The organism is Pseudoalteromonas sp. G5_S1_54_S4 (assembly GCF_054968565.1).
This window is the reverse complement of the sequence record NZ_JBQKUL010000069.1, coordinates 1-13,874: the sequence shown is the minus strand read 5'-3', so window position 1 is coordinate 13,874 and position 13,874 is coordinate 1. Positions and strand designations below refer to the sequence as shown.

Below are 13,874 nucleotides of genomic sequence, written 5' to 3'. Positions count from 1 at the left end.
ATGCTAGAGTAATTTATACATTGGAATAGTAACAAGTAAGGATAATATGTATTTAAGAACAAAAATCACCAATCACTATCGTGAAATAATAAACAGTATTGGCTTTTATCCCTCACTCCTGTCTGTTGCGTTTTTAATTTTTGCTGTACTCACTATGTCTGTTGAGTATTTAGCCCCTATTGAGCAATTTAAATCATTAATCTCATTTGTATTAGTAGACAGTGCAGAAAACGCACGAACCATATTAAGCACCTTAGCTGGCAGTATTATTTCGTTAACCGTATTTAGTTTTTCTATGGTGATGGTGGTTTTAAATTCAGCCAGCGCTAGCTTGTCACCCAGAGTCGTTCCTGGGCTTATTACCCGTAAATCGCATCAAATGGTATTAGGGTTTTATTTAGGCAGTATTATTTATTCTATTATAATGCTCATTAATATTAATAAGTTAGATAACGGAAATACGGCAATACCCTCATTAGGGGTACTCTTTGCGTTAATTTTTGGTTTGATTTCTTTGGGCTTGTTCGTTTTTTTTATTCACTCTATTTCAAAAGCAATTCAGGTTGATAACGTATTAAATGGTTTATTTAGACAAACCAAACAAGAGCTCCAAGACATCATCAACAAACAAGGCGATAACCCCGTTGATAACTTTCCTGAATTTTCAAATTGGCATTCAATAAAAAGTACTACTGAGGGTTACTACAAAGGGGTTCACACAAATAAGCTGTGTGCTATTTTGGCTGAAGAAAAAATAGAACTTTTTATTACCGTTAAGCAAGGTTACTTTACCGTTAAAGGCTACCCGTTCTTAAAGTGTAATAAAGACATTTGTGAAAACGAAGAGTTAATAGAGAAAATTTTAGACTGCTTTATTTTTTATATAGAAGAATACATTAGCGATCATTACCGTTATGGATTAACCCAAATTTCTGAAATTGCTGTAAAAGCAATGAGCCCAGGGATTAACGATCCGGGGACAGCGGTTAAAGCTATTGATATGCTGAGTATTTTATTGATTGCTCGCCTAAAGATTAATGCGATTAACTACGCGTGTTATCAACCAGAAGAAGCCCCTTTACTCTATTTTCATGAAACCAGTTTTGATGAATTACTGCACGATAACTTCACTCCTTTGCGCAATTATGCCAAAGCAGATGCCTATGTAATGACCAATGTTATTGAAGCATTTAAAAATATTTTGTTTATTGCCAACGAGGATGTTGAAGCTCGAAACAGTGTGTTTAATTATTTAGGTGCCATTGTTGATGATATTAATCAGCACATTTGTAATGAGTATGACCGACGAGAAATTAGAAATATGCTACAAGCAATAGTGCGAATTAGTGAGTTACAAGGTAAGCAGTTGGTGGCACGTTTTGAGCAGCACCGACCTATTAGCGAGTAAGCTCTGTAGAGCTATTTATTCTGCCGAGGGACTAAGAGTTATCGCCCTCGGCAGCGCCTATTTGGCATTGAAAGATCATCAAACCCTAATCTATATAATAAATTGCATAGCTTGACGCGCTAATTGTAATTTCACCCGCATGATAGGCATCAGGGACATAATTACCAGGTGCACTGTCTGCCATCATTACTTTTTCACTGCGCATGTACGGTGTAGATGGCATATCAAGCGGGGTTAACGACGCGCTATATAAGCCTTTTAACTCTACATCAAAGTCGTCACTTAGCTCTTTTGCCGCGACTTTGGCTTGTTTAATTGCCATTTTTTGTGCTTTTTTATGCAGCTCATCGTAGTTGCTAGCTAAAAATTGCGTTTGTCTAATTTCATTAATGCCATTATTAACTAAGCTCTGTAATAATTCAGGGTATTTATTAATTGCAGAAAGTTTAATGGTGAGCGTTCTTGATACCTTAAAGCCAGTAAACTCTTGTTTACCTGTTTCACGATTATATTGGTTATCACGGTATATAGAAATTTGACCGGCATTAATATCCGCATCATCTACCCCTAGTTTTTTTACTAAACTTATTGCACTGGCCATAGTGGTATCGGTTTGTTTTTTTGCTGCAATTAAGTCTTTATCTATTTCAGTAATGCCCACCGTTAATAAAACATGATCCGGCATCGTCGTTAGTGAAGCTTCACCTTTAACATAAATATGCGGCTCTTCTGGGGCGTTGCTCGCATAAGCTGATGTACTGAGTAATGCGGCGGTTAAAATCGAAAGCGTTTTCATAAGTCTATCCTTTTAAATTTGATTGCCTCAGTTAACACCTTATGCGGTTAATTAAAGATGAACAAGCATAAAAAAACAGGCAAAAGCCTAATGCAGATCAGTTAAGAATATTTTTATGATCACTTGACTGATCTTTCCATGGCTTCAAAATCCGATATTAGAAATAATATCGGATTTTTTTATGTCTCTCATTCAGCACTTCGATAACATGTCTTCATTTTTAAATGATGTACATACACTAGATAAACTTAAACAGGTTCTTGACCCTGATATTCTTGAGCAAGCATTTAAACATGCAGGTGTTGCTACTGTGCGTAAAAGGCGATTACCGCTAGAAGCTGTTATGTGGTCTGTAATTGGAATGAGTTTATTCCGAAACGAAACCGTTTGGGATATCGCTAATAGACTCGACATCTCTTTACCCGGAAAAAACAAACTAGTAGCGCCAAGTGCGCTAGTTCAAGGTCGGCAAAGGTTAGGCTATGAGTCAGTCCAACATACATTTCAATTACTTGCACACAAAACCTTTTCCACCCAGTCTTTTGAACAATGGTGCGGACTTAATTTACTCGCTGTAGATGGCGTTAGTTTTCGAACTCATGATAATCAAGAAAACAGAGAAGCATTTGGCAGTGACAGTAATCAACATGGAGAAGTAAGCTACCCACAAGTACGAATGTGTAGCCTTATGGAAGTATCTAGCCATTTACTGTTAGATAGCAGCTTTGACTCCCGTCGCATAGGTGAAATGAGCTTAGCTCAACGACTATTACCAGCCGTACCAGATAATTCTCTTACCTTGTTTGACCGCGGCTATTACTCATTAGGACTGTTGTATCAATGGCAAAACCAAGGAGATAACACTCACTGGATGTTACCCGCGAGGAAGGATTTACAGTATCAAGTTGAACATAGTATAAATGACAATGATAAAATAGTGATTTTGTCCACAAGTCCTCAAGCCAGAAAGAAATTTGAGTCATTACCAGAGACCATGATGGCAAGATTAACCACCTATAAAGTGGATGGAAAAAGCTATCGTGTACTCAGCTCTCTCATTGACCCTTTACGATTTCCATATGAAGAATTAACAGAGGTTTATACTCAACGCTGGGAAATTGAGCTGGCGTTTAGAGAAATAAAGCAGGGATTGAATCATAGCAAACACACGTTACGTAGTAAGAAACCAGACATGGTACGTCAAGAGTTATGGGGGTTATTACTCGCTTACAATTTAATACGTATCATCATGCTTGATGCAACTAAAGATGAGGATATTTTGCCTACACAGCTAAGCTTTAGCCAATCTATGCGACAGGTTATCGCTTTCTTTATGTTTACGCCAATACATAGTGCAAGTAAGTTGCCTATTCATTACGATGAGTTACTGACAACACTTAGATTGTTTATTTTACCCGATAGATTACCAGATAGGCATTATCCAAGGGTGATAAGAAAGAAGCCGAATAAGTACCCCTATAAAAGAAAATGCCAGTCAGTTCTTAACTGACTGGCATTAGGCAAAAGCCTGTTTTTTTAATCTCTACTGTAATTAAATGCTGCAACGTTTGTAGTTACGGTATTTTGGTAACCAGTAGTTTTTGTCGATGGCTGCCCACAGCGCATCGTCTGAAATTTCAAGGGCAACGCCCTCTTCAATTGCCTTTTTAGCCACTGCAAACGCAATACGTTTACTAAGCGTTTCAATTTCAGTCAGTGCCGGTAGTAAGCTGCCTTTACCTGTATTAGCTAAAGGTGACGACTCAGCCAACATTTCGCTCGACATAATTAGCATCGCATCGGTAATACTCGTTGCTTTAGCGGCAATTACACCTAAACCAATACCTGGGAAAATATAGCTGTTGTTACATTGAGGAATTGGGTAAGTCACGCCGTTATAAACAACTGGGTCGAATGGGCTGCCAGTTGCAACAATTGCTTTGCCATCGGTCCATTTAATTACATCTTCTGGGTAGGCTTCTACTTGTTTAGATGGGTTACTTAACGGGAAAATAATTGGCGATTCACATTTAGCATGCATAGCGCGAATGACTTGTTCGGTAAATAAACCAGGTTGGCCAGATACACCAATTAAAATATCTGGTTCAGCACAGTGCATTACATCTAATAATGACGCGTATTCGCCGCTGTAGGTCCAATCTGCTAGGCAGCTCGTTGGTTGCGCTAACATTTGTTGGAAGTCGCGTAAGCCTTGCATACCATCTGTTAATAAGCCAAAACGGTCAACCATAAATACTTGGCTGCGTGCCTGTGCTTCACTGATGCCCTCAGCAACCATAGTGCTAACAATTTGTTCAGCAATACCACAGCCTGCAGAGCCTGCGCCTACAAAAACAACTTTTTGAGTTGATAATTTAGCACCTTTAACACGACATGCTGCTAATAAAGACCCCACAGTAACCGACGCAGTACCTTGAATGTCATCATTAAAGCTACAAATTTCATTACGGTAACGCTTTAATAATGGCATTGCATTAGGCTGAGCAAAATCTTCAAACTGCAGTAACACATTTGGCCAGCGACGTTTAACTGCTTTAATGAATAAGTCTAAAAACTCATCGTATTCGTCTTGTGCAATACGTTTATGGCGAGCACCCATGTACATTGGGTCGTTTAATAATTTTTCGTTATTGGTTCCCACATCGAGCATAACCGGTAACGTATAAGCTGGGCTAATACCGCCACACGCGGTATACAAAGAAAGTTTACCAATTGGAATCCCCATGCCACCAATACCTTGGTCGCCAAGGCCTAAAATACGCTCACCGTCGGTAACAACAATCACTTTTACTTTGCCTTTTGTGGCATTACGTAAAATATCGTCAATGTGAAAGCGATCTTCATAGGAAATAAATAAACCACGGGCACTGCGATAAATATCAGAAAACTTTTCACAGGCATCACCCACTGTTGGGGTGTAGATAATAGGCATCATTTCTTCGATATGATCGCGCACTAAACGGTAATAAAGCGTTTCGTTATTATCTTGAATGGCGCGTAAATAAATGTGCTTATTTAAGTTGTCGTTAAAACTTGAGTATTGTTGGTAACAACGCTCAACTTGCTCTTCTATTGTTTCGTAACGAGGAGGAAGTAAACCAGCAAGATTAAAGTGTTCACGTTCTTTTTGGCTAAAAGCACTTCCTTTATTCAATAGTGGGGTTTCAATTAGGCCTGGGCCAGAATAAGGAATATAAAGATAATTTGGATCGGTATTTGTAGTCATATTTCCAAGCTTTACTGAATCTTAAGTAATGATCTGCCATTATCATTGTTAAAGGCTAAATTGCAATGACATTTAAGCTTGTCAGACCATTGAAAATTTACAAATACAAGCGCTACTTTAGTATAAAGCCACTCATATTTGGTGAATATGTTAGCTGGCTGTTGTGAGTTTATAAAAATTAAAACGGGCATTAGACCAGCGTTTGCTGTGTGCAATGATTACAACAGTGTCAGTTATTTTTAGATTTGCTAATTTTTTACGTTAGTTAACATACTATTTTCAATCAAATAATCATTAACTATTAAGCTGTTACATAAATAACAGCAGGTAATACATTACCTGCAAACCTGCTATTGATTATACATGTTTTAGAATTTAAATGAGGCTTTATTATTACTTAAATCCGATAATGCCATCCCTTCCCTGCGAGGATCGGCGGCGCCATACAAACGGTTGTTTTTAACTTCTACCGCATGCAGCCCAGAGTTTAAGTCAATCACGCGCACATCATGGCCGCGCTTTTTAAGCTTTGGTACCACCGCTTCAAGTGCAGTGCCTTTTTCTACGCTGGTGTAGTCGTTGCGATTAGTGGTACGCGGTAAATTAATGGCTTGTTGCGCGTTCAAATCCCAATCTAAAACGCCAATAACAACTTGTGCAACATAATCAATAATACGACTGCCACCAGGAGAGCCGACCACTAAACGTAAGCTCCCATCTTGATTAAATACCATCACGGGTGACATTGAGCTGCGCGGACGTTTATGGGCTTCTACTCTGTTAGCCACTAACTTGCCATTTTTACGCGGCGAGAGTGAAAAATCAGTCAGCTGATTATTTAAAATATAACCATTAACCATCACTGTTGATCCAAACGCCATTTCAATAGAGCTGGTCATTGAAACAGCATTGCCTTTGCTATCCACAATTGATACATGCGAGGTAGAGGGCAATTCAAAAGAGTCATCATTTGCGTAGCTTAAGTAATCAACTGGATCACCAGGAAATGCTTTTTGATCTTTTTCAGTAATTAATTTTGCGCGGGTGGCAATATAGTCTTTATTTAATAACTCTTGAGTAGGTACTTGGGTAAAGTCAGGATCACCTATGTATTTATTACGATCGGCAAACGCAATACGTGACGCTTGGCTAAAGTAATGAATTGCCTCGGCACTATTGGCTTTAATGTTTGCCATGTCTTTGTGTTCAAGCAAGCCTAAAATTTGTAGCACCGCTACACCGCCACTACTTGGCGGCGCCATCGAGCAGACATTATAAACTCGGTATTTTATACAAACGGGTGCACGCTCTTTACTGCTGTAATTAGCAAGATCTTGCTCAGATAATTTACCAGGCGCAATTTTTGACTGTTGTACTGCTTTTACCATGGCTTTTGCATTATCACCTTTATAAAAAGCATCAATCCCTTGTGAGGCAATGTCTTTGTATAAATTAGCAAGCGGCTGATTTTTTTTAATACTGCCTACTTTGATCACTTCACCATTGGGAAAAAAATACTCATTTATGACCGGCATACTCATAACACCAGGGTTTAACTGCCTAACGAGTAAGCCATGTAATCGTGGAGATACTTCAAACCCTTGTTCAGCAAGCGCAATAGCTGGCTTAAATAAAGTTGCCAATGGCAAATTACCATATTGTTTATGGGCACTGGCAAACGCATGTAAAATACCTGGTACACCTACAGAGCGACCACCTACAACTGCTTCAATCCATTTAACAGCTTTGCCATGTTCATTTAAAAACAGGTTTTCATCGGCATTACTTGGGGCTGTTTCGCGACCATCAAAACTGGTGAGTTTATTGTTAGCTTTGTTGTAATACATCATAAACGTACCACCACCAATGCCTGATGATTGCGGCTCAACTAATGTAAGCACTAATTGAGTGGCAATTGCGGCATCAACGGCGCTTCCGCCTTGGGCTAAAATGGCCTTTCCCGCTTGTGAGGCATAAGGATTTGCAGCCGCAACCATGTATTTATCGCCTGGTACTAATTGCTTTTGTACTACCCCTGTGGCGGCTTCTGGTTCACGGGTTTCAATTTGGCTTGCTTGCTGTGCAAATAAAGGTAAAGACAGTGCACTTAAAGAGAGAGCAAATAAAGAGTTGAGCTTAAAATTCATAATTACTGATTAAACTTAAATTGCATGGAAGATAATTGGCATCTTAAAGTTAAACAGGCACAATATGCAAAAATAAATATAAAAAATGATCATTAAATGCTTAATTTACCTCTTCAGGCGCGTTATGTTTTACCCCCCTTGTGTTTAATTGTATTAAGTACGCTCTTAGCATGGCTTGGTATGAACAATGAGCTTGAGTTTAATCGCCCATTAATTGAACAAGGCCAACTATGGCGTTTATTTACGAGTCAATTTGTACATGCTAACTGGGTACACCTAGGTTTAAATTGTGCTGGTATCGCGCTTATTTGGTTATTGCACGGTGAATACACTACACCTAAGCAATACAGCTTTAATATCGCACTCCTTGCGCTTTGGTGTGGCTTGGGGGTTTATTGGTTTTGTCCAACAATCATTATTTATACAGGGCTGAGTGCGCTATTGCATGGCGTGATCGTGTGGGGGGCGATAAAAGATGTCACTGTTGGGCTAAAATCAGGTTATATCTTGTTTATTGGCGTATGGATAAAACTTATTCTTGAGCAAGTTAATGGTCCAAGCGCAGAAATTGGTCAACTTATTCAATCAACGGTGGCCGTTGATGCGCATTTAATTGGCGCAATTGGTGGGGTTTTATTAGCTGTGCCGTTGGTTGTAAAACACATCAAAAACGATAATAAACACAGTTAAAAAAACGCCACATAAGTGGCGTCAGATTGACGATAAACCCTGCTTTTTTGCAGGGTTTATTATTTTTGAGCAGCCGAAGGCTGCGATCGCGATATTTTTCTGTTGCTATTATTATTCTTTGAATTTTAGTGCTGATGTGACTTTTCTTGAATTTACCGCCGTACGACGGGGTTTTAGAGGGCTTTTGAGACTTATTACGCTCATCTTGGGCTATGCTGCCTTCATTAACGCCATTTTCTTCATGTTCTGACAGGCCGCTGCCAATAAGCATTGCGCACTGACATTCTTTATTCCTCTGTATCTACAATAACGATGCCCGTGATGTTGCTTTGCATCCGCGAAACTTCTTTCGACTGTTTCACCTCGTCGTTTGTATCGTTTTTTACCCCATTCGCTCAGCCGTATTTCATTTGCAGCCTCTACACTTGCTTGCCACACATGCCGTGTAATTACTTTGATATGGTTTTTACTGTTTGTGCATTGCGACCGCACTGGACAGTCTTTACATGTCTTCGGGGTTGAGTGGTATTGCCGATAACCTAGTCTATTCGTGGTGTTATAAATCAGTATTTCGCCTTGTGGGCATGTGTATGTATCGGTGTCTGCGTCGTAGCTGTATTCTCGCTTTGCGAAATAGCCTTTCTTTTTGTTTGGCCGTCGATAACCCAGGACACCAATGAGTTGTCGTTCTTCTAAATTATGGCACACTGCGGCTGTAAAATACCCTGCATCTAATCCTACGGCAATGGGGTTGAGTTCAAACGTATCAAGTACGCGGTCTAAGCGTTGTATGATTGGTTGACTGTCATGCACATTACCTGCTGTGGCATGTGTATCAACGATAATTCCCTGTTTGCCATCCACAACCCTGTGATCTAAATAGAAAAATCCTTTTGGCTTTTCATCACGCACCATAAACCCACTGTCTGGGTCAGTTCGGCTTACTTTGGTTGGTTTTGTACAAGGCTCCTTTTCCTCATACTTCAGGGGCTTTTTTCCTTCGGCTTCTCTGTCATTTATCACTGCTTTATTAAGCTGCTCAACATACACTGAGGGGCTGACTTTTAAGTCTTCAATGTCATAACGGCGCTTATTGGCATTGGCTTTTAAATGGGTGCTGTCTGCAAATAAACTATGCCCACCAATGAGCCCTTGCTTCATCGCTTGACGAACTATATTGTCGAAAATCGATTGATAAATATTGCTGTCTTTAAAGCGCTTTACACGGCTCTGGCTCAGTGTCGAATGATGGATAACGTCATCGGTGAGCCCTAAACCTAAGAACCAGCGGTATGCAACATTCACTTGCACTTCTTTAATAAGGCGGCGCTCACTTTGAATACCAAACAAGTAACCTAAGAAAAGGTATTTAAAAAAGCGGACAGGGTCTACGGCTGGTCGACCATTATTTTTGCAATATAAGTGGGCGACTTCATCACGTATGAATTCAAAGTCGATAGCTAAGTCTACGAGTCGTACTAAGTGGTCTTGTGGAACAAGGTGGTCAATTGCGACCATTTCTAATTCATGTTGTTGCGGGGTTTTATCTCTAAGCATAATGAACTCTCCAAATTCACTCTGCTTATTAGATCAAAGGGCTCGAGCTGTGTCTAGCCCTTTTTCAACAGTCTGACGCCACATAAGTGGCGTTTTTATTTTTAGTCGATTAAAGCGTTTCTTTAAACAGTTTATAAATCCGACGGTATTCATCTAACCAGCTCGAAGGCTGAACAAAACCATGCGGTTCAACTGGGAAGATTGCTGTTTCAAAGTTTTCTTTTTCAAGTTCTATTAAACGCTGTACTAAACGCACTGAATCTTGAAAGAACACGTTATCATCAACCATAGGCGCATTTATTAATAAATGCTTTTTAAGCCCTTCTGCATAATAAATAGGTGAACTACGCTCATAGGCAATCGGGTCAACATCAGGGTGATTCAAAATGTTAGCCGTATAACCTGTGTTGTAATGAGCCCAATCAGTCACTGGACGAAGCGCTGCGCCTGATTGAAACAAGTCTGGTGCGGTAAATAACGCCATGAAGGTCATAAACCCACCATAAGAGCCACCGTAAGTCCCTACCGCTTGGGTATTAACATTGGCATTATCCGCCATCCATTTTACGCCATCGGCTAGATCTTGTGTTTCAGGTGTTCCCATTTGGCGATAAATAGCCGTTCGCCAATCACGGCCATAGCCTTTAGATGCGCGGTAATCCATATCCATTACTACATAACCTTCATCTGCTAGTAATGAATGGAACATAAATTCACGGAAGTAGCCAGACCAACCCATATGTGAATTTTGCAAGTACCCTGCACCGTGGTTAAAAATAACCGCTTTGCGGGTTTTGCCTGTTTCACCCTCTTGGTAATCAGCGGGGTAATAGACTTTGGCGTATATGGGCTGATCTGTATGACTTGATGGCACAGCAACAATTTTAGGCGCTGTGAGTTTTTTTGCTAAAAACGCATCAGATACCGTATTGGTTAAACGAGTCGCGGTTGTGTTTGCTTTAGCCTCTGCCACATAAAGTTCAGTCGGCATAGTGATTTTAGAATGTCTAAGTAATAACTTAGATTGATCAGGGCTTAAGGTGTAATCCGTCATACCGTTTAAGTCGGTTACTTGCTCACTAACACCTGTTTGTGGATTAACGCGGTATATTTCGTAAAGACCCGGATGCTCAATATTCGCTTTATAATAAATAGCACTATTGTCATCAGTAAGCGTTAAGTCAGACACTTCAAATTGACCTTGTGTTAAAGCCGTAGCCTTGCCATTTAAAGGCTTTTTATAAAGCTGACTGTACCCCGACTCTTCCGATAAATAATACAGCGTAGTTGAGTCATTTAACCAACCAAAGTCGTTAAACGCATACGCAATCCACGCATCGTCATGTAAACGGTGTTGAGATACGAGTTTATTATTTTCAAAATCAACGGTGGCCAACCAACGATCTTTGTTATCCCATGCTTCAAGCATAATCGCCACTTGGCTGCCATCATCGTTCCAGCTGATAGGCGATTGATCCCATCCCCAGTCTGAAATTACATTAATGCCACGCGGTTGCTTCTTAGACTTATACGTTTTGCCTTCACGGGCATAGTTTTCTTTTTTAACCTCAGCGAGTACATCTTCATCAAAACCAGGCAAGGTATTAAACCCTAAAGTAGTTTGGCTTTGATCTGCAAGGTTAATATAAACAATTTCAGAAGTTTGCTCTTTAGCGTCAGCCACACGACGGCGAACTTTTTTAGGCTCTATAGTCGCATCATCAGTGATGTAGTTAGGCATAATATCGCCTTCACCACGCCATGAACTTTTTTCTTGAACAACCACAATTAACGCGTCGCCATTTGGAGAAAGCTGGGCTTCATCAACCGTGTTGCCATCGCCTAAATAGTAATGCGTGTTGGCAATTGAGCTATTTTGGGTTTTAACTTGCTCATTTCGCGCATACTTATCTTGTTTGTTTTTATGCTGCAGTGCAATGTACTCAATCAGCTTATGTTGCTCTTTGGCAATGTAAGTTGTTGGCTCTTTAACACCTTGTGGTTTGTCAGCCAGCTTTAAATTAGCAATTTCACGGGTTAAACCTGTGGTTAAATCTACTTTAAAAAAGATATTACCTTGGCGATACGCTAAATTACCATCGTTTAAAAATTGTGGTTTTGACTCGGTGGCTGAGCTTTGCGTAATTTGCTTAATTACACCTGACTTTACGTTTTTAATAAATATGTTGCCTTCAAACACATAAGCTTGAAGTGATTTATCGTTAGAAAAAACAGCTTTACTTGAGCCTACGCTGTGAAGCTGATTTAAAGCCACTTGCTCTGCTGTTTGAGCGTTTACAGCTTGAGTGAATAAATCTCTTAGCTCACTACCTTGTTGTTTACGCGCGTAAATAACGGTACTTGAGTCAGCACTCCAAAATGCACTTTGCGGTTGGCGTCCAATCCAATCAGGGTGAGCCATCGCTTGTTCAAGCGTAATTCTTGAGACACCCATGTCTGCAGGTGTGTTAACAACACTTGCAACCTTGGTATTTGTTTGAATAGCTGAGTCATTAGAAGTTGTGGCGGTTGCTGTACAGCCCGCTAACATAACACTTGACGCAACAGCCATTGCAACAAGTGTTTTAGAAGATGAAAATTTAAAAATCATAGTGCTTCTTGACGGTTATTATAATTAACCGTATTTAAGCAGAAGCACCTTTATAATTGCAATTATTTAAGATAAACAACGCTGATATCGGGGTGAGTAACCCGTTTATTCAACCGTTAAATCAAGCCATACCAAACGGTGGTCACTTGATGCGTTTCTATCTTTGATTAAACGGTACAATTCGCTTTGTTTTTTCGGCCAAAATACGCCACCATCTTTAATGGTTAGTCCATAATTTGAAGGCAGAACGTAATCAACGCGTGCCTGCCAGTTAGCAGTGTAATTTTTAGCATAAGCTTGTGGGTATTGCTCTTTAGCGCCCTCACTGGTTGGAATAAAACCGGCATTAATCATCGGGCTTTTAAGTAACTGATCTGTTGTATTTGTGCGCTTTTTATCGCCCTCAGGGGCGGCATTTAGGTCACCTAAAATCACAAAGCGTGATTTTGCTGCAAGGCCGCCCTTTTTACCGTTATCGTCATACAGGTAACTTTCGTTATTAACGTAATCAGCAATTAATCTAATTTCATCATGATTACGAATGCCGTTTCTGTCTTCATCACCATCAAACACAGGCGGCGTAGGATGCGAGGCTAACATATGAACTACTTTATCATTTACTTTTACCGGTATATCCCAAAACGATTTAGAGCTTAAACGTAAAGCATTCCATTCTTCTTCGTTATACCAATTTGTATTGGTTTTTGGATCTACCGGCATTTTCACATTCGGTAAATCTTTGTGCTTAAACGTTTGCAGGGTTCTGATGTTGTCAAAATCAATGGGGTAACGAGACAAAAACACCATTGCGTAGTGGCCTTCAAAAAATCCAAAACCTTGCGCATCGCCCATCACACCATTTTTTTTGCCATCGTTGTCTAAATCAAACTCTGTGGCTAAGCCGGTGTTAACTGGTGCAATGTAAACATAAGGATAATCGATAGCCGCTTGATCATTTTGCCCTACATTTAAGTAATGGGTTTTAAAGTATTCTATCCCTTGTGATTTAGGGACGTAGTCAAATTCATTTAAAAGCACCACATCTGGACGAACGCGTTGAATTATTTCAGCAATATTTTTAATTTGCTGGTGGTCAGAGCGCAGCGCGTTAACTAAGGCATCGCTTTTTACTTTTTCATTTTTAGCGGTGTAATTGGTTGCATCCATACTGACATTAAACGTTGCGACCCGTAATGACTCTGCGTGAACATAGCTTGCTGAAACCAGTGACAATAAAAAGCCACCAATAATTTTAATACCGAGATCATGTCTCATTATATGAATCCATCTATAATTAATAATAAAATAACACTGCTAACCACGATCCAAAGAATCACAGCCATTAAAAACGGTTTAATTCCCGCTTGCTTTAGTACCGATAACGACAAACCACTGCCAATTAAAAACAGTGTCATCAC

9 protein-coding genes and 1 pseudogene are annotated in these 13,874 nt (G+C 39.8%); 3 read left to right on the top strand and 7 right to left on the bottom strand.

Features of this window, described 5'->3' with window-relative positions; genetic code table 11:
- Window positions 1–46: 46 nt before the first annotated feature.
- A complete protein-coding gene (locus ACTRWE_RS17885) occupies window positions 47–1,408 on the top strand; it encodes a DUF2254 domain-containing protein (protein ID WP_013464936.1) in 1,362 nt (453 codons plus the stop codon).
- A gap of 85 nt (window positions 1,409–1,493) precedes the next feature.
- Here ACTRWE_RS17885 and ACTRWE_RS17880 read toward each other — a convergent pair whose 3' ends face one another.
- Window positions 1,494–2,204: an SIMPL domain-containing protein gene (locus tag ACTRWE_RS17880; protein ID WP_013464937.1), complete on the bottom strand. Its 711-nt coding sequence runs from the start codon at window positions 2,202–2,204 to the stop codon at window positions 1,494–1,496.
- 181 nt (window positions 2,205–2,385) lie between these two features.
- On the opposite strand from ACTRWE_RS17880, the gene ACTRWE_RS17875 reads away from it, so the two are divergent.
- A complete protein-coding gene (locus tag ACTRWE_RS17875) occupies window positions 2,386–3,714 on the top strand; it encodes an IS4 family transposase (protein ID WP_024601195.1) in 1,329 nt (442 codons plus the stop codon).
- Between the two features lie 42 nt (window positions 3,715–3,756).
- Here the strand turns inward: ACTRWE_RS17875 and ACTRWE_RS17870 are convergent, their stop codons facing one another.
- Together ACTRWE_RS17870 and ggt are read right to left on the bottom strand one after the other, a co-directional pair.
- On the bottom strand, window positions 3,757–5,451 hold the full coding sequence (locus ACTRWE_RS17870) for an NAD-dependent malic enzyme (RefSeq protein WP_013464938.1): 1,695 nt from the start codon (window positions 5,449–5,451) through the stop codon (window positions 3,757–3,759).
- Between the two features lie 368 nt (window positions 5,452–5,819).
- The gene (gene ggt / locus ACTRWE_RS17865) at window positions 5,820–7,598 is read right to left on the bottom strand and encodes a gamma-glutamyltransferase (protein WP_417668827.1); all 1,779 of its coding nucleotides are present in this window, start codon (window positions 7,596–7,598) and stop codon (window positions 5,820–5,822) included.
- 96 nt (window positions 7,599–7,694) lie between these two features.
- On the opposite strand from ggt, the gene rrtA reads away from it, so the two are divergent.
- Window positions 7,695–8,288 (top strand): rhombosortase, encoded by a 594-nt coding sequence (rrtA, locus tag ACTRWE_RS17860; RefSeq protein WP_013464940.1) that lies wholly within the window; start codon window positions 7,695–7,697, stop codon window positions 8,286–8,288.
- Window positions 8,289–8,498: 210 nt separating this feature from the next.
- Here rrtA and ACTRWE_RS17855 read toward each other — a convergent pair whose 3' ends face one another.
- The 4 genes and pseudogenes from ACTRWE_RS17855 to ACTRWE_RS17840 all read right to left on the bottom strand — a co-directional run.
- Window positions 8,499–9,845 carry an IS1182 family transposase gene (locus tag ACTRWE_RS17855; protein WP_462880424.1) on the bottom strand — a complete coding sequence of 449 codons (1,347 nt, stop codon included), beginning with the start codon at window positions 9,843–9,845 and terminating at the stop codon, window positions 8,499–8,501.
- A gap of 109 nt (window positions 9,846–9,954) precedes the next feature.
- Entirely contained in the window at window positions 9,955–12,456 is a 2,502-nt protein-coding gene (locus ACTRWE_RS17850) for a S9 family peptidase (protein ID WP_013464941.1), read from the bottom strand.
- Window positions 12,457–12,561: 105 nt separating this feature from the next.
- Complete coding sequence (locus ACTRWE_RS17845) at window positions 12,562–13,731, bottom strand: endonuclease/exonuclease/phosphatase family protein (protein ID WP_013464942.1); 1,170 nt, start codon at window positions 13,729–13,731, stop codon at window positions 12,562–12,564.
- Window positions 13,731–13,874, bottom strand: a pseudogene (locus tag ACTRWE_RS17840) (putative sulfate exporter family transporter); the annotation flags it as partial. The pseudogene ACTRWE_RS17840 and the gene ACTRWE_RS17845, both read right to left, overlap by 1 nt.